Origin of the sequence: Paraburkholderia sp. BR10872 (assembly GCF_040965835.1) — a bacterium.
Taxonomy (GTDB): Bacteria; Pseudomonadota; Gammaproteobacteria; order Burkholderiales; family Burkholderiaceae; genus Paraburkholderia; species Paraburkholderia nodosa_A.
This window is the reverse complement of sequence record NZ_JBFRCN010000008.1, coordinates 88,798-112,206: the sequence shown is the minus strand read 5'-3', so window position 1 is coordinate 112,206 and position 23,409 is coordinate 88,798. Positions and strand designations below refer to the sequence as shown.

The 23,409-nt window shown below is 62.1% G+C and carries 24 protein-coding genes and 3 pseudogenes; 9 read left to right on the top strand and 18 right to left on the bottom strand.

Translation table 11 applies throughout. The features are described 5' to 3' along the window. The first annotated feature begins 8 nt into the window (after positions 1-8). Positions 9-329 (top strand): hypothetical protein, encoded by a 321-nt coding sequence (locus tag AB4Y43_RS09260; protein WP_368727618.1) that lies wholly within the window; start codon positions 9-11, stop codon positions 327-329. A 799-nt stretch (positions 330-1,128) separates the two neighbouring features. On the opposite strand, the gene AB4Y43_RS09255 is transcribed toward AB4Y43_RS09260, so the two are convergent. The 10 genes and pseudogenes from AB4Y43_RS09255 to AB4Y43_RS09210 form a co-directional block, all read right to left on the bottom strand. After that, on the bottom strand, positions 1,129-1,263 hold the full coding sequence (locus tag AB4Y43_RS09255; protein ID WP_368727691.1) for an NAD(P)-binding protein: 135 nt from the start codon (positions 1,261-1,263) through the stop codon (positions 1,129-1,131). Between the two features lie 852 nt (positions 1,264-2,115). Beyond that, positions 2,116-4,563 (bottom strand): heavy metal translocating P-type ATPase, encoded by a 2,448-nt coding sequence (locus tag AB4Y43_RS09250; RefSeq protein WP_368727617.1) that lies wholly within the window; start codon positions 4,561-4,563, stop codon positions 2,116-2,118. 123 nt (positions 4,564-4,686) lie between these two features. After that, positions 4,687-4,884, bottom strand: coding sequence for a heavy-metal-associated domain-containing protein (locus AB4Y43_RS09245; protein WP_368727616.1), 198 nt, complete (start codon positions 4,882-4,884; stop codon positions 4,687-4,689). Positions 4,885-4,950: 66 nt separating this feature from the next. Then, a complete protein-coding gene (cueR, locus tag AB4Y43_RS09240; protein WP_368727615.1) occupies positions 4,951-5,352 on the bottom strand; it encodes a Cu(I)-responsive transcriptional regulator in 402 nt (133 codons plus the stop codon). A 409-nt stretch (positions 5,353-5,761) separates the two neighbouring features. After that, positions 5,762-6,436 carry an isoprenylcysteine carboxylmethyltransferase family protein gene (locus tag AB4Y43_RS09235; protein ID WP_368727614.1) on the bottom strand — a complete coding sequence of 225 codons (675 nt, stop codon included), beginning with the start codon at positions 6,434-6,436 and terminating at the stop codon, positions 5,762-5,764. Between the two features lie 24 nt (positions 6,437-6,460). After that, the gene (locus AB4Y43_RS09230) at positions 6,461-6,730 is read right to left on the bottom strand and encodes a DUF2933 domain-containing protein (protein ID WP_368727613.1); all 270 of its coding nucleotides are present in this window, start codon (positions 6,728-6,730) and stop codon (positions 6,461-6,463) included. Between the two features lie 86 nt (positions 6,731-6,816). Beyond that, positions 6,817-7,344 carry a hypothetical protein gene (locus AB4Y43_RS09225; RefSeq protein ID WP_368727612.1) on the bottom strand — a complete coding sequence of 176 codons (528 nt, stop codon included), beginning with the start codon at positions 7,342-7,344 and terminating at the stop codon, positions 6,817-6,819. Positions 7,345-7,410: 66 nt separating this feature from the next. Then, a complete protein-coding gene (locus AB4Y43_RS09220) occupies positions 7,411-7,908 on the bottom strand; it encodes a TPM domain-containing protein (protein ID WP_368727611.1) in 498 nt (165 codons plus the stop codon). Positions 7,909-7,910: 2 nt separating this feature from the next. After that, positions 7,911-8,771 (bottom strand): YgcG family protein, encoded by an 861-nt coding sequence (locus AB4Y43_RS09215; protein WP_368727610.1) that lies wholly within the window; start codon positions 8,769-8,771, stop codon positions 7,911-7,913. Further along, positions 8,768-8,929, bottom strand: a pseudogene (locus tag AB4Y43_RS09210) (LemA family protein); the annotation flags it as partial. The pseudogene AB4Y43_RS09210 and the gene AB4Y43_RS09215, both read right to left, overlap by 4 nt. A gap of 181 nt (positions 8,930-9,110) precedes the next feature. Here AB4Y43_RS09210 and AB4Y43_RS09205 point away from each other — a divergent pair. Then, positions 9,111-9,593 (top strand): DUF5676 family membrane protein, encoded by a 483-nt coding sequence (locus AB4Y43_RS09205; RefSeq protein WP_368727609.1) that lies wholly within the window; start codon positions 9,111-9,113, stop codon positions 9,591-9,593. Positions 9,594-9,889: 296 nt separating this feature from the next. Here the strand turns inward: AB4Y43_RS09205 and AB4Y43_RS09200 are convergent, their stop codons facing one another. The 3 genes and pseudogenes from AB4Y43_RS09200 to AB4Y43_RS09190 form a co-directional block, all read right to left on the bottom strand. Further along, positions 9,890-10,237, bottom strand: a complete 348-nt coding sequence (locus AB4Y43_RS09200; protein WP_368727608.1) for a hypothetical protein — start codon at positions 10,235-10,237, stop codon at positions 9,890-9,892. Between the two features lie 73 nt (positions 10,238-10,310). Continuing rightward, positions 10,311-10,792: pseudogene (locus AB4Y43_RS09195) on the bottom strand (FTR1 family protein). Between the two features lie 14 nt (positions 10,793-10,806). Beyond that, positions 10,807-11,104 (bottom strand): annotated as a pseudogene (locus AB4Y43_RS09190) (cupredoxin domain-containing protein). A gap of 397 nt (positions 11,105-11,501) precedes the next feature. On the opposite strand from AB4Y43_RS09190, the gene AB4Y43_RS09185 reads away from it, so the two are divergent. Continuing rightward, positions 11,502-11,789 (top strand): transcriptional repressor, encoded by a 288-nt coding sequence (locus AB4Y43_RS09185; protein ID WP_368727607.1) that lies wholly within the window; start codon positions 11,502-11,504, stop codon positions 11,787-11,789. Between the two features lie 67 nt (positions 11,790-11,856). Then, a complete protein-coding gene (locus tag AB4Y43_RS09180) occupies positions 11,857-12,216 on the top strand; it encodes a response regulator (RefSeq protein WP_368727606.1) in 360 nt (119 codons plus the stop codon). Positions 12,217-13,145: 929 nt separating this feature from the next. Here the strand turns inward: AB4Y43_RS09180 and AB4Y43_RS09175 are convergent. Beyond that, positions 13,146-13,829: a CBS domain-containing protein gene (locus AB4Y43_RS09175; RefSeq protein ID WP_368727605.1), complete on the bottom strand. Its 684-nt coding sequence runs from the start codon at positions 13,827-13,829 to the stop codon at positions 13,146-13,148. Here AB4Y43_RS09175 and AB4Y43_RS09170 point away from each other — a divergent pair. Next, the gene (locus AB4Y43_RS09170; protein ID WP_368727604.1) at positions 13,810-14,250 is read left to right on the top strand and encodes a lecithin retinol acyltransferase family protein; all 441 of its coding nucleotides are present in this window, start codon (positions 13,810-13,812) and stop codon (positions 14,248-14,250) included. The two genes, AB4Y43_RS09175 and AB4Y43_RS09170, sit on opposite strands and share 20 nt — an antisense overlap. A 195-nt stretch (positions 14,251-14,445) precedes the next feature. Beyond that, positions 14,446-15,150: a lysylphosphatidylglycerol synthase domain-containing protein gene (locus AB4Y43_RS09165; protein WP_368727603.1), complete on the top strand. Its 705-nt coding sequence runs from the start codon at positions 14,446-14,448 to the stop codon at positions 15,148-15,150. A gap of 61 nt (positions 15,151-15,211) precedes the next feature. Here the strand turns inward: AB4Y43_RS09165 and AB4Y43_RS09160 are convergent, their stop codons facing one another. Beyond that, complete coding sequence (locus AB4Y43_RS09160) at positions 15,212-15,346, bottom strand: lecithin retinol acyltransferase family protein (protein ID WP_368727690.1); 135 nt, start codon at positions 15,344-15,346, stop codon at positions 15,212-15,214. Between the two features lie 387 nt (positions 15,347-15,733). Here AB4Y43_RS09160 and AB4Y43_RS09155 point away from each other — a divergent pair, with 387 nt between their 5' ends. Continuing rightward, positions 15,734-16,384 carry a BON domain-containing protein gene (locus AB4Y43_RS09155; protein WP_368727602.1) on the top strand — a complete coding sequence of 217 codons (651 nt, stop codon included), beginning with the start codon at positions 15,734-15,736 and terminating at the stop codon, positions 16,382-16,384. 77 nt (positions 16,385-16,461) lie between these two features. Here the strand turns inward: AB4Y43_RS09155 and AB4Y43_RS09150 are convergent, their stop codons facing one another. Together AB4Y43_RS09150 and AB4Y43_RS09145 are read right to left on the bottom strand one after the other, a co-directional pair. Then, positions 16,462-16,629: a hypothetical protein gene (locus tag AB4Y43_RS09150; RefSeq protein WP_368727601.1), complete on the bottom strand. Its 168-nt coding sequence runs from the start codon at positions 16,627-16,629 to the stop codon at positions 16,462-16,464. A gap of 106 nt (positions 16,630-16,735) precedes the next feature. Next, entirely contained in the window at positions 16,736-17,227 is a 492-nt protein-coding gene (locus tag AB4Y43_RS09145) for a carboxypeptidase regulatory-like domain-containing protein (RefSeq protein ID WP_368727600.1), read from the bottom strand. A gap of 212 nt (positions 17,228-17,439) precedes the next feature. Between AB4Y43_RS09145 and AB4Y43_RS09140 the strand changes: the two genes are divergently transcribed. Further along, positions 17,440-17,892 carry a universal stress protein gene (locus AB4Y43_RS09140; protein WP_368727599.1) on the top strand — a complete coding sequence of 151 codons (453 nt, stop codon included), beginning with the start codon at positions 17,440-17,442 and terminating at the stop codon, positions 17,890-17,892. A gap of 73 nt (positions 17,893-17,965) precedes the next feature. Further along, entirely contained in the window at positions 17,966-20,401 is a 2,436-nt protein-coding gene (ppsA, locus tag AB4Y43_RS09135) for a phosphoenolpyruvate synthase (protein WP_368727598.1), read from the top strand. A gap of 109 nt (positions 20,402-20,510) precedes the next feature. Here ppsA and AB4Y43_RS09130 read toward each other — a convergent pair whose 3' ends face one another. Continuing rightward, entirely contained in the window at positions 20,511-23,402 is a 2,892-nt protein-coding gene (locus tag AB4Y43_RS09130) for an AMP-binding protein (RefSeq protein WP_368727597.1), read from the bottom strand. Between the last annotated feature and the right edge of the window lie 7 nt (positions 23,403-23,409).

Sequence of the window (23,409 nt, the reverse complement as noted above, 5' to 3'; positions counted from 1 at the left end):
GAGCTGCAATGGACGGCTTCGGAATGACTTCAGAGATCAGCGATTTTCTCGTACTGGCCGCCGCCCTTCGGAATGTGGCCGTCGACACCGGATCTATCGATCGGAAGGCTCTGCTCGCCGAAATCACCCGATTTATCGATTTGTTGGAACGCGCTATTTCAGACAAGCCTGCATGTCGAAACCGTACCTACGAGGCTCGCATACTGCTTGCACAGGATCTTCCTCTCTGCGCATTGGACCAGATCGATGCATTGCTCGTCAGTTGCGTCGCACAGCAGACGCTCCAGCCTCTTTCTACTCGCCCCGCTTTTGCGCGCCAGTACAGCTAGTAGTGTCATTAGCGCAACCGGGCTTCCAGCGAAGATACCCGCACGTTAGCCAGGCAACGGCCAGTAAAACGTATGTGAAATTGGCCGCATTCGGCGGCATTGCGGACGTGGATCGTTCAATGTCTTCCTGGCCAAAGGCTGCAGTTGGCCGAGACCGTGTAAGAACACGCAGAACACCCTACCGGCGACGCCCGGTTGGGAGCGCAATTGCGCTGAGGCGGCACACGGACAGATAGCGTAATTGCATTTACCGACGAATAGCGTCGGCGCGCGAGTTCAAGCGCCTGCCAGCTTCATTGCACGCATTGTCTTTGCGAACCCGAGAATCCTGATGACGCGTTTGAGGTTGTAGGCCAGCACACGCAAACTCATTTCAGCGCCGACATGGCCACCGTCCGCGAGGAGCTGGTCGTTGATACGGGTATCCCAACGAACCAGTTCGCCCCCACCACTTGAGAACATCGCGCTTGTGCCAGAGGCTGTAGATCTCACCGAGGAAGCCTGAGAGCGCCCGGGACGTGAAGAGCGCTTTCCCAGCGTGAACGGCCGCGTCGAGCGCGTCGAAGAACGGGTCGATTGTCGCTGCGGAATCGGGAAATCGGGATTTCAAATCGTTCGCGAACGCGGCCTTCGGACGCGTGAATGAAGCCGTGAAATTGTCGGGGAAATGGGGAAGTGGGGAAGTGGACGATGTCGTATGTCTTGCTTAGCGATGCAAACGTAATGGCATTGCCAGAGAGCCAGTCAATGATCGCGTGCGCCTCGCCGACCGGGCCCATCTCGCCCAGATAGTGCAGGCCTACGTCCCAGCGGAAACAATGCGCTCGAGGACCAGCGCGGCTTTGCCGTATCTAGCCAGGGCCGTCGCGAATGCGAGGCCGCCGATCCCTGATCCAATGACGATCGCATCAAAGTGATTCCGGTCTGATGACATGTTCACCTCCGTCAACGTCATTTGCGCTCGTGGATTGAAGGTTCATACGGAGTTGGCTGCTTTGCGTCGGCTCGCCATCGGGGCGACACTCTGGTGGGTTGTGTCGCGATAACACAAACGAGGCGATAGAATTTTCGAATGAATACGAATGCTTACATGACCAGCGAATAGAACTGATCTGCTGTGGATTTTGTACCGCCGTCGCCACCATACATGCACGAAAAGGACGATTACCCAAGGTACCACGGCCGGAACGAACGGCAAGGGCGCGAGTCGGTCGAGTGCGAGCCCGGCAATCACCGCGACCGCCCAGGCGATTGGCGGCCGGATTATAACGTTCGCGGTATCTGTATTTGCCATGGTTGGACTCGGCTATAGCGAGCATAGCTTCGATCGCATCCGTGGACGTCGGGGGGCCATCGCCGACCAGATGACGGGCCGCCATACGCCTGCTTTCCCGCGACCGAAGAAACATCTGACCACGCTCTTCCGCAATTTGCATTCTTCATCGAAACCGTTATACAAGTGACGCGCCCGACAATGGACCGGCACCCTATATGCGAGCTTCTCAGGACCGACGAGCCGCTGGACCGCCAGGATTAGCAGCATTGCGAAAGGGAACGCACGCCAGTGAGACATCGAGGCCTTGACTTTAAAGAATTGGCACATCCTAAACATTCACATGGGAGGAATGTCCAATCCCGGTTTCGAATGTACGCCTGAGCGGGGTGCCGGTTAAACGCCTTCATCTATATTCCGCTTTCTCAAAGTTCCCGGAAACGGCCAGCCGTAATGCGCTCGAACGCACGGCGCAAGAGGAGTTGATGCATCCGGTCTCCCGCAACATCAAAGCTAGATTCGGGCATTACGCAACCTGAGTGCGTTCGAGATGACCGAAGCGGAACTCAAGCTCATGGCAAGCGCCGCGATCATCGGCGAGAGCAGCAATCCAGTGAACGGGAAAAGCACCCCGGCAGCCAGAGGAACGCCAAGCGCGTTATAGACGAACGCGAAGCCAAGGTTCTGCTTCATGTTTGCGACGGTTGCCTCGGACAGCTCCCGCGCACGGACGATGCCGCGCAAGTCACCTTTGACAAGGGTGACCTGCGCACTGCTCATCGCCACGTCTGTGCCGGTCCCCATGGCAACGCCGACATCAGCCTTCGCAAGTGCCGGCGCGTCGTTGATCCCGTCTCCAGCCATTGCCACAACATGCCCGGCTTGCTGAAGCTTCGTCACCAGATCGAGTTTGTCGGCAGGTTTGACCTCGCCATGGAATTCGTCGATACCAAGTTTCCCGGCAACCGCCTTTGCCGTCACTACACCGTCGCCGGTCGCCATCACGACACGAACGCTGTTTTCCTTCAACCTCGCGAGTGCTTCCGGCGTCGTCGCCTTGATCGGGTCGGCGACGGCCAGCAACCCGGCCAGGCAACCATCAACAGCCAGGTACATGACGCTTGCCCCCTGTGCTCGCATGCTGTCCGCCTCCCTGGCTAGCGGCTCGACCGATATGGAATCCGCCTGCATCAGCGCGGTGTTGCCCAATGCCAACTTCCTGCCGGCAACGAGCGCTCGCACACCTATGCCTGTCGCAGATTCGAAGTCCTCGGCGCGCTCCAGGGCCAGGTTCTTCGCGCGGGCAGCCGCGACAATCGCTGCGGCAAGTGGATGCTCGCTGCCCTGGTCAACACTCGCCGCCAGTCGAAGTACCTTTTCAGCCGTGTAGCCATTCGTGCCCGCAGCCCGTTCGAAGGCTGGACGACCTTCAGTCAATGTTCCTGTCTTGTCGACAATCAGCACGTCGACCTTGCGCAAATTCTCAATCGCGGCCGCGTCGCGAAAGAGAACCCCGCTCGATGCGCCTTTGCCACTGGCGACCATGATGGACATCGGTGTTGCAAGTCCCAGCGCGCAAGGGCACGCGATAATCAGCACCGCGACCGCGTTGATGAGACCAAATATCCAGCTGGGCTCGGGCCCAAACAGGCCCCCCAGCAGGAACGTCAGAAGCGCGATGCCGACGACGACAAGGACGAACACGCCGGCAACCTTGTCAGCCATCCGCTGCATTGGCGCCCTGGACCGTTGTGCCTGAGCGACCATCTGCACGATTTGCGACAGCACGGTTTGCGAGCCTACCTTTTCGGACCGGATGATTAGACTGCCTGTCGCATTCGTCGTCGCGCCAATGACATGGTCGCCAACGCGCTTCGTCACGGGAATGGGTTCCCCGGTAATCATCGATTCGTCGAGTGAACTTGCACCCTCCGTCACGACGCCATCCACCGGGACCTTCTCGCCCGGCCGGACGCGAAGCAGGTCTCCAACGTGCACGTTGGACAACGGGACATCTGCCTCGGAACCGTCCGGGTTGATGCGTCGGGCGGTCTTGGGCGCGAGCCCAAGAAGCGCCTTGATGGCGGCAGACGTTTGCGAGCGAGCCGTCAGCTCGAGGAGTTGTCCGAGCAGCGTGAGTGAAATGATGACTGCCGCGGCTTCAAAGTAGACACTGACCCGGCCGTGGGCGCTGTATGTCTCAGGAAACAACCCCGGGAAGACGGTGGCGACGACGCTGTATATGTAGGCAGCGCCTGTCCCGAGTCCGATGAGCGTCCACATGTTCGGGCTGCGGTTAAGGAACGAGCGCGCACACCGCTCAAAAAACGGGAAACCAGCCCACAGGACAACAGGGGTGGACAAGAGGAACTCAACCCAGCTCTCGGTCGACGCGGCCATCAGCCCGAGTCGATGGCCGAACATCGCCAGCACAAAGACGACTGCGGTCAGCGGCAGCGTCCACCAGAAGCGACTCCGAAAATCGACCAACTCCGGATTCTCGCCCTCGTCGAGGCTGGGCAGAATCGGCTCCAGGGTCATGCCGCACTTGGGGCACTGGCCTGGGTGGTCCTGGCGTATCTCCGGATGCATCGGGCACGTGTAGATTGTGCCCACCGGTGCTGGTGGTGCAGGCTCAGCTGACGGGGCTTCGACGTACTTCTCCGGGGCAGACTGAAACTTCGCCAAACATGCGTCGCTGCAGAAGTAGTATTCCTTGCCGCCGTGCCCGGTATGAAAGCTCGAGTTGTTTGTTACGTTCATTCCGCAGACCGGGTCCCGAAGCGGTTCTCCGGCACCCGCATGCGCGTGGTTGCTTTCACCGTGATGGGCACGCGCGCCGTGCTCGGGTTCGGCACTCGCATCGTGCTCATTCGCGCCGTGCGAGTGATGCGCGCCCGACAACGAGTGCCCGGAATTCTGTTGGTGACAAGACCGGTCTTTGCTGCCTTGACTGCTCATCTCGACGCTCCCTTGATACCCGCACAGACTCGATCGGGTTCGCGCATGGCTCGGACCGAGCTCGTTTGCACTGAAGACGCACGCATATGCGTTGCCGTAACCGGGCTGCTGAGATCCGGCAAATCAGCGAAGTTCGGTAGGGCTATATCCGGCTTGCTGGATGGCCGCGACGAATTCGCCCGGCGCATGCTCCGATAAAACGCGAACGAGCTTGGTGTTCAGATCGATATCGACTTGCGCGTTTGCATCGACAACCTCGATGGCCTTCGTCACGACGTCTGCACAGTGACCGCAGGTCATATCCTTGATCTCGAGTTCCATTCCTTAACTCCATTCAGGGTTCGATTCATTCGTACACAGTTTGGGCGTCCTGGGCTCTGTCCTGGATCAACTGCAACGCGGTTGGCCTGCCAGCTCCGCCAATATCGGGCAGTCCGGGCGCGAGTCTCCCTTGCAGTGCGCCGCCAGATACTGGAGCGTATCGCGCATCTCCACGAGTTCGCGGATGCGCTCGTTCAGGTCATCGATGTGCTGCGTGACCATCTGCTTGACCTCGCTGCTGGGTCGTTCGCGGTCTTCCCAAAGTGCCAGCAACGCGGAAATTTGCGTGATCGAAAGTCCGAGATGCCGTGCCCTGCGTACGAATCGCAGGATCTCGACGTCTCTCGCCGTGTACGTCCGATAGTTCGAGCCGGTTCGTGTCGCCGGGCGGATCAGCCCGGATTCCTCGTAGTGGCGAATCATCTTGGCCGAGACACCCGAAGATTTCGCCACCACGCCGATGTTCATCACTTTCTCCCAGGCGGGACACCCGCCGCTCTCAAAAACATTATTGGCCTTCCCACAGTGGGAAGGTCAAGTTCCGGAGGTGCGTCCAGGGACGAAGGGCACGTTCCAGCCGCAACTGCGAGGCGCCGTCCAGCTTACAAGCCCGGAGTGAACGCAAAAAGCCGGTTGGCTTACGTCGTGTCTGGCAGTGGACTCGGGACCATCGCGGCGGCCGCCATCAGCACGGCCTGCGCGAGAGCTCGATTGGGAGCACCGTGCCGAAATGGCGCAGTGACGCCGCAGGCGCAGCTGCAGAAGGATCTTTCAATGCGAACAACAGCTTTGGAATGCGCAGTGTCGCGAGCAGTCGCCGGGTGATATCAAGCCGCTTGATCTGGTGCTCGTGTTTGGATTCCCTGATGCGCCCCGATCAGCTCCGACCGGCGCGGCCGCGCGTCGGGCCACCATGACGCGCACCGAGGCGCGGAATAAAGGGAGGGACTTCGTTCATGTACTGACGGTATGTCTCGCCAAATTCAGCGAGCGATTCCCGTTCTTCCGAACGCGCCAGTCGTGTGTACATGTACACGAGCACCGGAAACATGCCAAGCGTCAACAACGTCGGCCATTGCAGCAGGAAGCCGAACATGATCAGCACGAAGCCGACATACTGGGGATGACGTATCGATGCGTAGACCCCAGTCCTTGCCATGGTATGGCTGCGCTGGGCACGATAAAGCACCTGCCAGCCGGCTGAGATGAGCCAGAAGCCGCCGCCGATGAATACGAAGCTCAGCAGATGGAATGCCCCGAAGTGCGGGTTTGCCTTCCAGCCAAACAGCATTTCCGGCAGGTGCCCCGCGTCGTGCGAAAACCAGTCTGTCTGCGGATAGTGAGTCTGCAGCCAGCCTGAGAGCAGGTAAATGGTCAGCGGAAAGCCGTACATCTCCGTGAAGAGCGCCACGATGAAGGCCGAAAACGCCCCCAGCGAACGCCAGTCGCGCTTCGTCTTCGGCTTGAAGAACGTGAAGGCAAAGAAGATGAAAAAGGCCGAGTTCAGGATGACCAGCAACCACAGGCCGTAGGCGGGAGGATTGTCGTGCATGACTGGCTCCTGTCGATGGTCCTGTCAGTGATGATGGGAACTGGTATTCCCGTCGCGATCGGGTTCATTTCTGCCCGCCCTCTCGCCATGACCACCTCCGCCATGTCCATGGTGCATGAACAGATGCATCAATGGACATGCGAGAAAGAGCAGGTACGGCAACCAGCCCAGCAGATGCGCCCGGTGCTCTGTCACCAGGTAAAACGCACCAATCGCGATGAATCCGATCAGCACGATGTTTGTGCGCGAACGCCCGAATCCGCCCGGTTTCCGCTCCTGGCCACCATGTTCCATACAGGACTCCGCAGTCGCCGCCGTCAGTCAGACTGACGGCGTTTGTTGCAACCTACGCTCGCGCGGGACGAGATGCTTGACCCAAATCAACTGACGTGAGCACCCTTCCCGCGGCACGCGAAGACAAGCGCGGCGCCCCACATTGCCGCGAGGACCAGGAGAACCTGCTTGAAATCCGAATCAATGATGAGCTTGACGACGCTCATCATGCCAATTGAAAAGCCGCCCGCCACCAGGGCCACAACAATGGCGTATCGTTTTCGTTCGGCGAATGCGCCCACAGCGAGGTGTACGAAGAGAACGCCCGTAGAGGCAATGTAGCCTCCGAGAACCGTGAAGACCCATCGGAGCCACAACATGAGCCGCGGCGCGTCAGCCTGGATCTGTGCGGTCGACACCGCCAGGTAGCGCATGTCCGAGGGCAGCAGGGGCGGTCGAAGGAAAATGAAATATGCGCCGACCAGCACCATCGCTACTCCCACGGCAGCAAGCAGCCATGCGTGCAGATCCACCAGGCTGCGGATTCGCCGGCCGGCCCTGTTGGCTGACGTGCTCTTCCTCGCGCCGCCCGCGTCCGTCGCGCTGGAGTGTTTGCTTGACTCCCGGTCGCACACGTTACGGCTCCCCTGGTGGTGGCTCGACGCCACGCCGAAGGAACGGGGATGCCAACCGGTACCGCATCACAGCACCACAGGCGCATCGGGCAGCTCGTCACGGTCAGGGCCAGCGGCCGGGTAGTGTCTTGTAAGGTGATTGGCTACCGCCTGAATTCCGTGGACCGCGCCGTCCCGGTACGCTCCACTGCGAAATTCCGCCTCCATGGATTCGCAGATCTCCTGCCACCCCGTTGCGCCGACTCGCGCATGAACTCCCCGGTCCGCGACGATTTCAACCGCGCGGTCCGCGAGTAACACGTAGATCAGCACGCCATTGTTGTGCTCGGTGTCCCAGACCCGCAATTGCGAGAACACCTCGATCGCGCGCTCACGTGGCGATTGCCCGCGGAAGAGGTGCGCACTGTGGAGCGCACCTTCAACCGCAAAGCAGACTTCCCCGACATGTGCGGCATTGCAAGCCCTGATGGCTTGCCCGATTGCCATCAGTGTGGCGGGTGGAAAAGCGCGCCTGACCTTCCAGTGAGTCGTGAGGAGGTGCCTGACGATTCGGCTGAGTTCCATGCTTACCACCTGCCCGACGCACCACCGCCGCCGAATCCACCACCGCCACCGCCAAATCCACCACGTCCGCCTCTGTTGAACCCGCCGTTGTGGCGTCCGATGCCGTATGTTCCGACGTAGGCGCCCATGCCCGCACCTGTCAGCGTAAAGAGGAAGGCAATCACGCCAGCAGCCACCGTTACCAGTATGCCGGCGGTCAGCAGCCATGCAATGAGCGCCGCGCCCCCTCCAGCGACCACAGCGCCGGGCAATCGGCCGAGTGCAGAACGCAGCATGCCGCCGAATACGGCTGCGAGCATGAAGATGACGGGCGCGAGTTTCCAGACATCCGGCGAACCCGGGCCTGCGTGGGGCTGCGGAGGAGGCAATGGCTCACCGTCCGCCACCCGGATCATCTGATTGACACCCGCTGCGATACCGTCGTAGAAGTTGCCTTCCTTGAATCGCGGCACAATGATTTCGCGGATGATGCGGCTGCTGATGGCATCGTTGAGAGCGCCCTCAAGGCCGTAGCCAACCTCGATGCGTAACGCACGGTCGTCCTTCGCCACGATGAGAAGCGCTCCGTCATCCACCTGCCTGCGTCCGAGTTTCCATTGCTCGACGACCCTCAGCGAATACTGCTCAATCGTCTCTTCGCCGGTCGTCGGAACAATCAGCACGGCGATCTGAGTGCCTTTTCTCTTCTCAAATGCCTGCAGCGTCTGCTCCAGTTCGCCCACCTGCTCCGGGGTGAGCGTACCGGTCTGGTCCGTCACACGTGCCGTCAAGGGCGGAACCGCGACCTCAGCGCCTACCTGCGGCGTCAGACACAGCGCGAACGCGGCAATCAGCGCCAGCGAGACTTTCTCCAGCACATTCAATTGGTGGCCCCAGCAGCCGCCGGGCGGCCCCCTTGCGTCGTGTCGAACTCGACGCGGGGCGGTCTGGCAATATCCGCTTCGTTGCTGACGGAGAAATTCGGTTTCTCCTTATACTCAAACGCCATGGCGGTGAGGTCGGACGGAAACGAGCGCACGCTCTTGATGCTGCAGGTCGCGGCACCAGCAAGCTCAAGGAAGTGTCCGGGGGGCGGGCGATTTCCTTTGCATGGCCGCTTGATATCGATCAATTCACGCCCACTCCGCGTCGCTACGATGTCCGCGTAGTGAAGGCGATCTGCGCGCGGAATCAATGCGCCTGAGTCGTTGCGGGAGCTGGTCATGAACATGAAGCCGTACTGGAAATTCGGGGTCGCCATTGCATTGACGCTCGCGACCAGCTACACGGTATGCGCCGCACTATATGCGGCGTGGCCCGCGCTCGGCATTGACTTCCTGAATGCACTGTTTCACGGCCTGGACTTCCGCAAGCACGATACCGGCGTCACTTTCACGCTGGGTATGTTCGTCTACCCGTTTGTCGTGTTCGTCGTCTGGGGTTTTGCTGTAGGAAGACGCTTTTCGCCTGGGTTCGCGAAATCTTGTATCGTGGAGAAGCATGATGGAATGGCTATCACAAGACTGGTTGTGGATCTTGCTTGCGCTCGCTGTTTTCGTTCTGATGCGACGCGGCGGGATGAGTTGCGGCATGGGCGGATACCGTCGAGAACCTCGCGAACATCAACCCCAAGACGCCGGCCCTCCGCGCGATCCGGTCAACGGATATTCGGTCGACCCGACTCACGCGCTTACCTCGATATTTGATGGGCGCACGTACTACTTTGAGTCCGAGGAGTCACGCTCGGAGTCCCGTGGGACGTTCATGTTCGGTAACGCTTGCCACACCGGCGCCGCGACCGACAGATCGATCCACTCTGCGGTCTGCAAAGGGTTCGCTTCAGACGGCGACCAGCTTGCGCCGTTGCTCGTCCCGCCGGCAACCATCACCCGCGGCTCGTAGTGCGGAGGCCGCAAGGGAAGGAGAATCGCAGTACCGTCGCCGCTCGGGGGAATCTGCAAGAGCACCGATAGCGCAAGACTCTGAGCGTCCTGACAAGACACTAATCGCGGGCTGCCAGCTCATTCGCGAACGACACGGCCTCCTCAAAAAGATCTTCAAGTGAGGTAAAGGCTGGGCTCCTCGCTTCGAATGCGAGCCAGCGTCGCATGGGACCACGCCCGTGTGGCTGGAAGGACGAACAGCCTGGTGTTTTCATCAGCGCAGCCACGGAAAGCTGCGGAAGCCTCAGTGCGATCATCTCGCCGTACACGCAAGCTGCCATCCTTCGTCTAACAAAGAAGGCCGGGCAGCCAAAAAACTTGCGCTCCGCAATAACGTCATATCGGCACGCCACTATCCTCAGCGCGACAAGCATCGCCGCGCTGTGCTCCAGCCTGGGTGTCTTCATCTGATTTTCTTTCGATTGCCAGCAACGCAGGAATAGTTAGCCCGGGCCTCACTGGAAAGTACGGCACGGCGGCCTACGCTGCTTGTCGCGCGTTACTTTGGGAGCGGCCAATTGTGCGAGCGAGAAGAACGATGAGCGCAAGTATTGTGACATAGGTCACGATCTGAATCCCCGCCGGACGGGCTGTGTAGCCAATGAGGGTGTGAAGCATCTTGCCGGGAATGGTAGTCTCGTTGAGCAACCACGATGTGTCCCAGACGGTATCACCCCGCGACGGCAAGAGGGCCGCAGACACCAGGTGACCAACATCCGAGCATGACGACTGCGACGAACATCACACAGGCATTGAACACTTCCTGGCCCATACCCGACGCCCATGAAGCAATGACGTCAGCAAATATGGCAATGAGCGCAGCCCCTATGATCCCGCAGACCAGGCCGACGCTCACCCACCGTCCACGGTTAAGCACCCCTTTGGTTGCTGCCATTACGATCGACACGACGAGCGCGGCTTCAAGAACTTCACCGGAAGACGATGAGGGCGGTGGAGAGCATGGTGTTGCAAACGGCTACTTAACGATCAGATGGGTCTTCGACTCTACTTCGTGATATTCGTCGTGAAACTCGTACGTTCCAGCTTTCAGCGGTCCGATGAGAATATCGCCCTGCTTGCCGGCGGGGATCCACCTTCACGGCCTTGAAATCATCACTCTCGAATTCGGCTGGCGTCGAATCAAGATTCTTGACCGTAACCTTCACTCTTTTACCAGCAGGGATGGTCAGCTCGGGCGGTGAGAACTTGTGGTCCTTGAGCATCAGGTTGTGAGCCTCCTGTGCAGCAACTGCGTTTGCTGCGGACAGAACCAACGAGGTCTTCGCAAAGACAACTGAGACGCGCGCGTTGTTTTCATCAGATGTCTGCCGGTTTGTAACAGGTGGTAGTAGAGGTGATAATAAGAGTGGTTATCATCTTCGGCCGCATGACCCATAAATTCAGTAGGGGATTGTGCTTCACTGCCACAGGGCAACACCAGCGGAAAGCCGCGACATCTGCCTGTCGATAGCGCGCTCCGCGTCCGGGCTTGCAGTTATTCTCCCTGGTAATGCAGCGGGTTGCGCTGCCCTGGTGGCCCTTCTCCCCGTCCGCGTGAACTTCGACGAGCTTTTGATTGCGTCAACCCGCAACCCGAGTCATGCGCCAAGCATGAGGTAACATGAAACATTCCTCCCAAATTTCGCAACGGCGGGTTAGGTAGTCAAGGCAATGAGAGCGGTCTCTTACGAACTGGCAAGGGCCCGCCTGAGTGCGGGGTCCGGTCGCGTCGCCGTGCTCACTGCGTTTTATGAATGTCCTCGTGAGCACACGACTGCGGAACAAGTGTTTCGCCGGCCATCGGCAGGGGCCGACCGATGCAGTCAGGCGAGTGTCTATCGCGCACTGTCCAGCCTTCTGGAAGCTGGACTCATCTCGAATGCATGGGTGGGTGAAACGCGGGTGGTCTACGAGCTCAATCGCGGAGCGCCACAGTGGAAGCTGATGGCATCCACGTAGGACGCGCGAGTTGACTCTTGCACCGGTGGCTCAGGATCGTCCTGAAACGCAAAAGCAGGAGCGGTACGTGGCCAAGATATTGCTGGTGGAGGACGATCCGCGCATGCTCGACGCCCTGGTCTGGCTGATCGAGTCCGAAGGTCATCAGGTGGCTCAGGCACGCAATGGCGCAGAAGCGCTGGCGCTCGCGCGTTCGCAACCGCCAGAATTAGTCGTCACCGATTACATGATGCCACTTATGAATGGACTCGAACTGGCCAGAGCATTCGCTGACGACCCCCGGCTTTCGATGGTGCCGGTCGTACTCACCTCGGCCATCGCGGAGCCGCCTGACCCGAGTGCCTTTTTTGCCTTCCTGCGCAAACCGTTCGCCGCGTCCCAGTTCCTCGACCTGATCAACAAGACTGTCGCCCCGCCACACGGCTAGCCGCAGGGCTGGCATGCCGTTTCCTGCCTGGCGGCGGCAGACTCCCTCTAGCAGAACTCACGGCGCGCCAAGCCACGGACGCCGTCAGCCGGTTGCGGGAGCGTCAGGTCAGGGGAGGCTGTGCAGGAGCCGCTTGGTCGTTCCGCCGCGTGCAACGTCAGCCCGTCCATTGGCAGAAGGGGGAGCCGATGAACGGGTGCCCTGATGAACTGCGGATACAGGGTCGAGAATGCTCGAGGCCTGATACAGACAAACCCATTCCGGCTGCTCCGGCTGCCGCGGATCGAGTTCGAGCAACCAGTTCGTGTTGCAGTTGCAGCAAACGTAATGTCGCAGAAGCACTGGGCGTCGGCCGAGCGGCCGCAGCCGAGTCTGGGCGCCGACTCTCCGCAGTCCCACATGTGGCTGGACGGTGTTTCCCAGTTGCATTCGTTCGCACGCTTCGCAGGACATGGCTGGCAGAGTGTCACTGGACGAGCGAAGCACTATAGCACCGAGCTCTGCGACAGAGAGTCAGCAATCGAAGAAAAAGCCCGCAGCGGCGGACTGAACACATATGCATGGAGGAGACGATGCTCGGTTCATACGAGCGTCGCCCTTGGGAGAATACGAACGGGTCGCATGGACACAACGCGGCCATTGCGCATCGCCGCGGCAATCGCTGCTTTCAGGACCACAACGTCCGATCCAGGTATCGCTCGCGCTGAACACGTTGCGGTGCCCATTCCCGCCATTTCGGACCATTCTTGCTAATCCACGCACGGGCATCCGCTTCGCAGGTAAAGCCATGCACCTGGGTTTGAAAGCCATCTTGCCACGTCGCCAGCACAAAGCAGCAGGAGCCATCGTTTAGGCTCATGGTCACGTAGTTCGGAGTTTGACGGCGCATCAATGTTTCTCCGTCGGCGGAAATCAGCAGGCATACCCCATTAGATCGAGATCGGCACTTCACCGATAGGAAGATAGAGATGGTCGCCGATACCCTTGATGCCAGGCACCCCTTCTACCGCTGCGCGGATCGCAGTCCGTTCGTCTTCTGACTGAACGACGCCCCAAAAGTGCACGACGCCGTCCTGGACCAGGACGCCGTGGCGGGGCAACGCCCAGCGGCGTTTGCTGAGTTCGCGCAGAACCGCTTCGCGGATCTCCCGATCGCTGGACGAGGTCGCCAGCTTGACGGGCGTGACGGTTGCAAGCGCACGGATCAGATTCGAGCGGCTTACGATTCCGACGAGCTTATCGTCGCGTAGTACGGGAACGCGCTTGACGCGGTGCCGTTCGAGCAGGTGCAGCGGCGTATCTTCGCTCACTGACACGACGGGCTGGCTCATGATGTCCATCACCGTGTGCGCGTGCTCCTTGACATACTCGCTCGCAAGTTTGCGGTTCGAAGTAAACAACTCCAGCCACCACGAACGCCGCCTCTCGCCAGTGCCGATTTCCGTTCGCCGCACCAGATCGCCCTCGCTGAGCATGCCTACCACCTGTCCGGTGGAGTTGACAACAGGCATGCCGCTAATGCGGTTGTCGTCAAGCAGCTTGGCCGCTGTCTGCACGTTCATATCGGGCGAGGCAACCACCACGTGCGAAGTCATGACGTCAATAGCGCGCATAAGTTTCTCCTTCAAAACCGATGGTCATTCTTTGCTGCCGCGAGGACGCTCAGTTGACCTATATCAAGGGTTCGGCCGCGGCCCGGTCGAGGTGATCTCGCTCCAGCTCTTTTCGGCGGGATTCGGCTTCGAGATCGTTCAACACCCCCACGCGCTGTACACGGGCGTCGAAGTCGCCCGACGTGCGGCATCGCGGCTGGGCGAGCAAGACTATCGTTTGCTGACGAACAATTGCGAACATCTCTGCATGTGGTGCGTGGCAGGCCACGGAAAAAGCGATCAGGTCGATGCGTGCATCCGCAATCCCGCTCGCGCTGTGCGGGTCCTCTTCACGCTGTTCTTCTGCAAGCTCGTTCGTGATTGCAAGCCTGCTGCTTTCGGCAAGACGTTCGAAGCCGTTGTACCGGCGCTGAACTACTGATCCAACCAACAGCAGACGCCTGCACCACCGTTTGCGCGCCCCGACATTCGCAGCGCCATGCCTGCCGCGCGAAAGCAAACCGGGCGCCGAAGATTGACATGTATCAAGCCTGACAGCAGGCACGCGCCGAAAATCCACCTGCTGACGCCCGATCACTACGCAGTGCGCCGGTACCCTTCCCAGAGACAGGTCTCGATGAATGCCGGCCCATCTCCACCAGAGTGTCGCCCCGATGGCGAGCCGTCCGCGCCGCGAGCCGACGCACTGAACATCGTCCGAACGCTCTCTGCACCGAACGCGCGACCACGCGCCCAGGCAGCCTGGGCGGTCGGCCTCCTTTGCCTGCTCGTGCTGGTGGTCGCGGTCGTGCGCGCCGGTTCACTCGAGCGCAGTCTCGCGCTCGCACGCGCGGCGCGCCCAGGCTGGCTGCTGATCGCGGTCGCAGCCCAGATTTCGACCTACTTGAGCGCCGCGCTTGTCTGGCGCCAGCCTCTGCACGATTCGGGCTACGAACTGCCGATGCGCGTACTGGTACGGCTCGGCATCATCAAGGTCTTTACCGATCAAGCGCTTCCGAGCGCCGGCCTCGGCGGCAGCCTCATGGCCATTCGCGGGCTGCTGCGCCGGGGCGTGCCGCGCTCGATCGCGCTGACCGCACTGCTGTCGAGTCTGCTCTCGCGCGATATCGCCTTTCTGATCGTCGTGTTCATGAGCGCCGCGATTCTCTGGCTCCATCACGCTGCGGGCACCACGCTCTTCGCCGGCGTTGCCGTATTCCTGCTGGTGCTATTGCTCGTTCCTGCCATCCTGATTCACCTTCTGGCTGCCCATGCTGCCCGGCTTCTGGCTTGCCCGCGTCGAATTGCGCGCGAGCCGGCGCAAAGCGGAGGCGCCGCATGATTCGTCACAGCGATAGCGAGCGCGCGTCTTTAAAGGGCATATGGCGGGGCCTGCGGCGTATCTACGTGACACGCAAGCACCGCGAAAGGCCGGCGTAGTGAATGACCCGGCCATTTCCGATATAGATGCCGTGATGCCGATAACTCGCGCGCTTCGTGGCGAGGTGGGTGCCCACCGACAGAAAACGCGTGGACATGACCTCTGTGCAACCGGATTCTTCAGGCTGGCTCATGACTCGCTCCCGGCCATTGCGGCGGCGTCTGTGCTGTCGGGACTACGCCCCTGATGCTAGATTTGCGCACCGCGTGATCACACTGCTGCTTTCGCCACGCTTCAAGTATTGGATTTGGCGCCGGTAGCAACAATCAGCCCCGGCTGAGATTGGTGTCCGATCTGCGCCGTGCGTGTCAGAAATGACTGACACCACGTGATCGGAACGCTGATCCCGAATTGCCAGGCATGTGCTGGCGGACTGCACGCCGCGCGACCGCCGTCTGCTTGATGCAGATCAGCTGAAGGAGGGCGGCCCGTGCCACGCTTGTTTTGATGGTCCGCATTGGGACCCGATTCGAAGGAGGTGAGGATGAAGACCGATTTGCAGCTCAAGCATGACGTGGAAGCCGAACTGGAGTGGGAGCCCGCGGTGACCGCCTCGAACATAGGGGTGGAGGTGAAGGACGGTGTCGTGACCCTTGCCGGGCACCTATCGAGCCTTGGCGAGAAGATCGCAGCCGAGCAGGCGACACGACGTGTGGGCGGCGTGCGCGCGCTCGTGATCGAACTGGATGTGCATCTGCCGGGCGAAGACGTTCGCACCGACGAGGACATCGCGCACATCGCGCGTTCCGTTTTGCGCTGGACCGCAGGACTGACCGAGGACGCGGTGCAGGTGCAGGTCGAGCGTGGCCACGTTGTGCTCAGGGGCGCGGTTGACTGGCCATGGCAGAGTCAGACCGCAGTGCGTGCCATTGCCCAACTTCGAGGCGTCGCGGACGTGATGGACCACATCGAAATCCATCATAAGGTAGGGCCGGACCAGATCAGCAAGGACATCCTCGACGCCATGCGCCGACATGCGGACCGCGAGGCACGGCATATTCAGGTCACCGTGCAGGAGGGCACGGTCAGGTTGTCCGGCAAGGTTCATTCGTTTGCCGAACGCTCCGTGGCTCGAGGCGCGGCGTGGGCGGCGCCTGGTGTGCGCGCCGTGGTGGACGATCTGACAGTGGAGTGACGCGGCGATTGCGGGCGGGGGCGCGCTGACGTACGTGTGCTGAGGCTTTGCGGGAGATCGCGCGGCTGGTTTGGCGATCAGCGCGCAGCGACGTTGCGAGCGATGGCCGATTTCGCGCGCAAGACGCCGAATCCAGCAGCTTGCACAAGAAGCGCGCGGCCGCGCGGATGCAGGCCGACGGCTGCGAGAACGAAGAACGAGCCGGGCAGGGCGAGGACGGCGAGAAAGATCAATCGCTTGTACATGATGGGTCCCGCAAGGCTTCAACGAAGATGGATAAAGCTTAGATTGGGGCTGACTCGCACACTTGACCTGCATCAGGGGAACTTGCGCCGGGCCATGCGCTTGCGCTCATTGCGCGACGGGCGGCGTCTGACAACACGGTGCGGCGGCACGGTGCACAAGAACGGGGAAATCGAACTCGACATTCGTGGCCTGACGCACATTCACGAGCACCACGCGGGTCTGCTTCGCCCCTGCCGCGTATGCGGCGACCTGGTATCTTCCGGTCGGAAGCGACACGTAAAGGAACGGGCCGAGCGTGCGTGTCTTGAGCAACGACGCCCCGGAAGGACCGACGATCTCGACGTCCACGTCCGAAAGGAATTGTCCACCTTGCGTGACGAACGTCAGCCGCAGGCTGTACTGGCCGGCGACGCTGCGTATCGCGGCGGCTTCGTCACTGCCCACGCCGCCAGTAATGTAGGCGACGCCGTTCTGGACGGTCCGCGTCGCGGCGGCGTCCGTTCCAGCGGCGACGGTTTGCGCCGAGCAAACGCCGGCGCCGAGGGTCATTGCGGCAACCAGGGCAGCGCTCAGCGTGAAGCCAAGGGCAGGTTTCATGGTTTGCTCCTCGCGTAAGTGGCCGGTATTGCCACGATGGGAGCATCCCGCCTTCCAGCGGCGCTGCGTCTGATGCAAATCAAACCGCCCCGCGCTGCCTCGACGTCGTAGCTCTCTTGATGCAAATCAATGGTGTGACGCGACGCAAACCGATGATGGGCGTCAGGCAACGCGATGTGGTGCGGGATATCCCGCGGGACAGGAGGCAGAACATGTACGAGAGGATTCTGGCGGCGTTCGACGGTAGCGAAACCTCGAATCTGGCACTCGCCGAGGCACTGCGCACGGCGCAACTGACGGGCGGCCAACTTTATGTGGCACACGTGATCGACGTTGTGGCGCCGCCCGGCATGGGACTCACCTACGTTCCGGTGGAACTGCTCGCGTCGTATCGGGAGGAGGCCAGGAAGCTGCTGGAAGCTGCGCACGCCGAAGCGAAGGCGGCGGGCGTGAAGTGCGAGACGGAACTGCTCGAAGTGGGCGGCGTCACGCAAAGCGTGGCGGACTGCCTGCAAGCCTGTGCATCGCGCATTGACGCTCAACTCGTGGTGCTTGGCACACATGGTCGGCGCGGCGTCAGGCGCGCCTTCCTCGGCAGCGTGGCGGAGGAATTCGTCCGCAAGGCGGAGTGCCCTGTGCTGCTCGTGCGCGGCGAGGCCGCGTGAGGCGTAGCGGCCCGATGCATTGCGAACCCAATGCACGAACCTGATGCCTTCCGGTCAATACATGGAGCAACCCATGGAAAACGCAACTTCTCCCATTGTTTCGCTTGCACAGGTCACGCGCGCCGACCTTGCACGCGTGGGCGGCAAGAACGCCTCGCTCGGCGAGCTGATCGCCGACCTCGCGCCCCACGGCGTGAAGGTGCCGCCTGGTTTCGCAACCACGGCGCAGGCATACCGCGACTTCATCGAAGCGAACCGTCTCGACGAAGTGATCGCATCCGCGCTCGACGGCCTTGCTGCCCAGCGCAGCACGCTCGCCGAAACGGGCGCACTGATCCGTTCCGCCATCCTGCGCGGCGAATGGCCTGCCGCCATCGCGCAAGGCATCCGGACTGCCTACGAGGACCTCTGCCGCCAGACCGGCAATGAAAAGCTCGGTGTCGCTGTGCGTTCGAGCGCGACGGCCGAGGATCTGCCCGAAGCAAGCTTCGCCGGGCAGTTCGAAACGTTCCTGAACATATCCGGCAGTACGGCGGTGCTCGACGCATGCCGGCGCTGCTACGCGTCGCTCTATACCGACCGCGCGATCAGCTACCGCCAGGCCAAGGGATTCGACGCGCTGCAGGTCGCAGTCTCGGTAGGCGTGCAGCAGATGGTGCGCGCCGATCTCGGTGGCGCGGGCGTCATGTTTTCGATCGATACCGAAACCGGCTTCGATCGCATCGTGCTGATCAACGCGGCCTGGGGGCTGGGCGAAAACGTCGTGCAGGGCGCGGTCGACCCCGACGAGTACGAGGTCTTCAAGCCGCTGCTGGACGCGCCGTCGATCACGCCTATTGTCGGCAAGACGCGTGGCGCAAAGGCGGTCAAAATGGTCTGCACGCGCAGCCGCACCCAGCCGACGAAGAACGCGCGGACTTCGCGCGCGGAGCGCACGGCCTGGGTACTGAGCGATGACGAAATCCTGCATCTATCGCGCTGGGCCTGCCTGATCGAAGCACATTATGGCTGCCCGATGGACATGGAGTGGGCCAAGGACGGCGCCACTGGAGAAATCTTCATCGTCCAGGCGCGTCCAGAAACGGTTCAGTCGCGCCGCGACGCGGGCGCGCTCAAGACCTGGCGACTCGGCAAGACGGGACCGAAGCTGCTGTCGGGCGTGAGTGTCGGGGAGGCCATCGGCGCGGGGCAGGTCTGCGTGATCGATCAGCCGCGCGACATGGCTCGCTTCGTGGACGGCGCGGTGCTGGTCGCCCAGACCACCGATCCCGACTGGGTGCCGATCATGCGCCGCGCTTCGGCGATCGTCACGGATCATGGCGGCCGCACTTCGCACGCGGCGATTGTCAGCCGCGAACTCGGCCTGCCGGCGATCGTTGGAACCGGCAACGCCACGCGCGTGCTGCGCAACCGTCAGCAAGTCACAGTGAGTTGTGCGCAGGGCGAGGAAGGCATGGTTTATGAGGGCATCGCCGAATTTCACGCCGACGAGATCGACTTCTCGAACATGCCGCCTACGCGCACCGGGATCATGCTCAACCTCGCGAATCCGGCTGCGGCGTTTCGCTGGTGGCGCATCCCGTCCGACGGGGTGGGGCTCGCAAGAATGGAGTTCGTGATCAGCAACCAGATCCGGGTTCACCCAATGGCGCTCGTCCATTTCGACGACCTGAAGGACGAACAGGCGAAACGGACCATTCGCGATCTGACCGCCGGCTATGAAGACCGCACCGAGTATTTCGTCGAGCATCTCGCTCGTGCGCTTGGGCGTATCGCGGCCGCACAGTATCCGCGTCCCGTCATTGTGCGCATGAGCGACTTCAAGACCAACGAATACGCGAACCTGGTGGGCGGCGCGCAGTTCGAGCCGAAGGAAGCCAACCCGATGCTCGGCTTTCGCGGGGCCTCGCGCTACTACTCGCCGTTGTACCGCGAAGGGTTCGCGCTGGAATCCCGAGCGATCCGCCGCCTGCGTGAAACGATGGGGTTCACCAACGTCGTCGTGATGATTCCGTTCTGCCGCACGCCCGAGGAAGCCGACCGCGTGCTGGCTGTCATGAAGGAAAACGGCCTCGAACGCGGGGGCCATGGTCTGGAGATCTATGTGATGTGCGAGATTCCGTCCAATGTCGTGCTCGCGCGTCAGTTCGCGCAACGCTTCGATGGATTCTCGATCGGCAGCAATGATCTCACGCAGCTCACGCTGGGCGTGGATCGCGATTCGGCGCAGCTTTTCGGGCTCTTCGACGAGCAAAACGAAGCGGTCAAGTGGATGGTGCGCAGAGTGATCGCCGAGGCCCATCATGCCGGGGCCAAGATCGGCCTGTGCGGCGAGGCACCGGCGCACCACCCCGACTTTGCCGCTTTCCTCGTGGAATGCGGCATCGACTCGATCTCGGTGAGCCCCGACAGTTTCGTCGCGGTCAAGTGGCGCGTCGCGGACAGCGAGCCGGCGCTCGATGCGCAGGCCGGCATGCCCGTGAGCCTGACCGAGCGTTTGCCGCTCTGAGCGGGGCGGCGTCAATCGCGCCGCCACCAGCGCACGCCATCGTGGACCAGAAAGGCAAGGATCATCGCGACGCAGGACGGCGATGTCCATTGCCTGATGGTCCTCTCATTCACTCCGGCGCGATGGTTGCATCCTTCGTTGTGGCGTGTGCGTCGAGCTGTTCGAGGCGCGTTGCCTGATCGTCCGCATCGGGCTCCCCGCATTTCGCGAGCAGCGCCGCGCGCGTATGCTCGCGCAGACTCACCATCGCGCGGAAATCGGCTCCCTGCGCATAGATCGGGGCGAGCACTTCGATCTCGATGTCCCCGCTCTCCGGTATCCAGTGTCCGTCGCGCAGCGCCGTGCGCGCGCCGCGCACGGCGACGGGCAGCACGGGCCTCGCAGCCAGCACGGCCGCGCGAAACGCGCCCAGCCTGAATGCCCGCAGGCCGGCGGCGGATACGAATGTCCCTTCGGGGAAGAACAGCAGCGTCTCGCCTGCGCGCGCGCATTCGACCAGTTGCGCTTCGTCGGCCAGGCTCTGACCATAGTCGTCGCGCGCCACGAAGCGGGTGCCTAGCGCGCGCAGCAGCCCGCCCACGAACGGGCGCCGCGAGAGCTCCCGCTTCGCGACGAAGTGCACCGGCACAGGCAGCGTGGCCAGTAGCGCGACCACGTCGAGGTAGCTCGTATGATTGGCGGCCAGTACGGGATGCGTTGGTGCGTCAAGGTGCTCCGCGCCGCGCAGCGTCGTACGCAGTCCGACGGCGCGCAGCACGAAGCGGCACGCGCGAGCGGCCGCGTGCCAGCGGCGGGCAGGCTCGCGTTCGAGTGCGACCCACACCGAGACTGCCGAAAACGCCAGTCCGACGAGGCACCAGCACCAGGCGCCGCGGGTGCTGCGCCGCAGCCGCGCGACGCCAGCCCGCGTGAGCGGAACCACGTTTGCCACAACGAGAGCGAATGCCTGACGCCAGGGTGCGAACGCGCTCATCGGCGCTTCAGGCGCATCGCCGCGGCGTAGTCGCTCGATCGTCGCAGCCCGACGGATTTTTCCGCCAGGCGTTCTGAAGATGCCATGCGGAGCGACGAGCATGACGCGCTCGGCGGGCGCACCGCACAGCCGCCGCGCGACGGCATTGACGCGCGCCTGGAGATCGGCGCGATCTGCGGCATCGCGCATCGAAGTTTCGACGATCAGGACGAGCCGCTCGGTACCGGCCAGGGGATCAGGCTCGCCGCAGGCCGCCACGCCGCCCGGTTCGACGCCGTTCAACTGTGCGAGCGCGTGCTCCAGCTCATCGGGAAAAATGTGGCGGCCAGCCCGGATGATGAGATCCTTCGTGCGCCCTGTCACGAAAAGCTCCCCGTCTGCGAGATAGCCGAGGTCCCCGCTGTCGAGCCAGCCGTCGTGCGCGAGACGCGCCGTTTGCTCGGGATTGCGGTAATAGCCCGCCGTTGCGCTCGCGCCGCGAAACTCGATATGTCCAATCCGGCGTTCGGCAAGCGGCTGGCGCCGCTCGTCCACGATGCGCAGTTGGGTATCCGCGAGCGGATAGCCGCAGGCAACGAAGACAAGCGGGTCGTCGTCCATGCGCGTCGTCTTTACGGCTTCGCCGAGCGTACTGAGCGCCTCACGCTCCACCAAGTCCACGCGCAGGCCGCGCGACGGGGTAGGGAACGTGACAGCGAGCGTGTTCTCGGCGAGTCCATAGACCGGCGTGATGGCGTGCGCGTCGAACCCGAACGCCGCGAAGCGGCTTGCGAAGGCCCGCAGCGTAGCTGGATTCACCGGCTCGGAGCCGCAGAACGCGAACCGCAACGACCGGAGATCGAGCCCGGCGAGCTGGCGCTCCGGCACACGCCGCGCGCACCACTCGTAGGCGAAGTTGGGTGCCGCGGTGATCGTCGCGCGGTGTTGCGAGATCGTTTCCAGCCAGACGGCGGGGCGCGCCAGAAAGGCGAGCGGCGACATCGCGACAAGTGGAAAGCCGAAATAGAGCGGCGCGAGCCATGCGCCGATCAGCCCCATGTCGTGATAGAGCGGCAGCCAGCTCACAAGCCTGTCGCCGGGCTGCACGATCATGCGCTCGCCCATCGCGCGGATGTTCGAAAGCAGGTTCGCGTGGCTCAGCATGACGCCCTTGGGCTCGCCGGTGCTGCCCGAGGTGTACTGGAGCAAGGCGAGGTCGCGTGTTCCGGTCCTGACGAGCGGCGCCTGCCCGCTATCGTCGATTTGCACCGGGGCGAGCGCCGCGCTGATAACGAGCTGACGCAGCGTCGGAACCTTCAGCCTGAGCAGATGCGCTACCGGGCCCAGCGACGCCGAAGCGATCAGCGTGGAGACTCCGGCATTCGCAAGGATCGAAGCATGACGCGCGACGTGCTCCTCGACCTGCGCGAGGCTCGTGGGCGGATAGATCGGCACGGGAACGGCTCCGCACAGCATCAACGCCGCGAAGGCGACGAAATAATCGATGCCGGTTGGCAGCATGAGTGCGACCCGCGCGCCAGGATCCACGCCGAGCGAACGCAGCACATTGGCGGCATGCGAGGCGCGATGGAAGAGCGCAGCGTAAGTGAGCTCCGTCGTGGTGCCGTTGTCGATGAGCGTGAGATGGAGCCGATCCGGATGCCTGAGCGCGTGCCATTGGAGTACCTCGGCGAGCGTTTGGGCCTGTTCGGGCACCGCCAGCGCAGGTTCGCTGCACATTTCGGGCAGCGGGACGAGACGTGCCGCTGCCTCGACCGGCATGGCTTCGGCGCCCAGCTCGATTGCCTTGAGCAGGTCAGCGGGCGTGACCGCCGCAAACGCGTCGGGCGGCAAACGGACGCCGAACGCCTGTTCGATGCGTTCGGCCAGTTCGGCGCGCGCGAGGCTGTCGAAGCCGAGATCGCGCTCGAGTTGCGTCGTCATCGAAACGCGGTCGCGATGCTGCGCCTCGCCGTGCAACTCCGTGGCGAGGGTATCGACGAGACGCAGCAGACATACCGCGCGAGTGTCGTCGGATTGTGGAGTCATGGCGTGC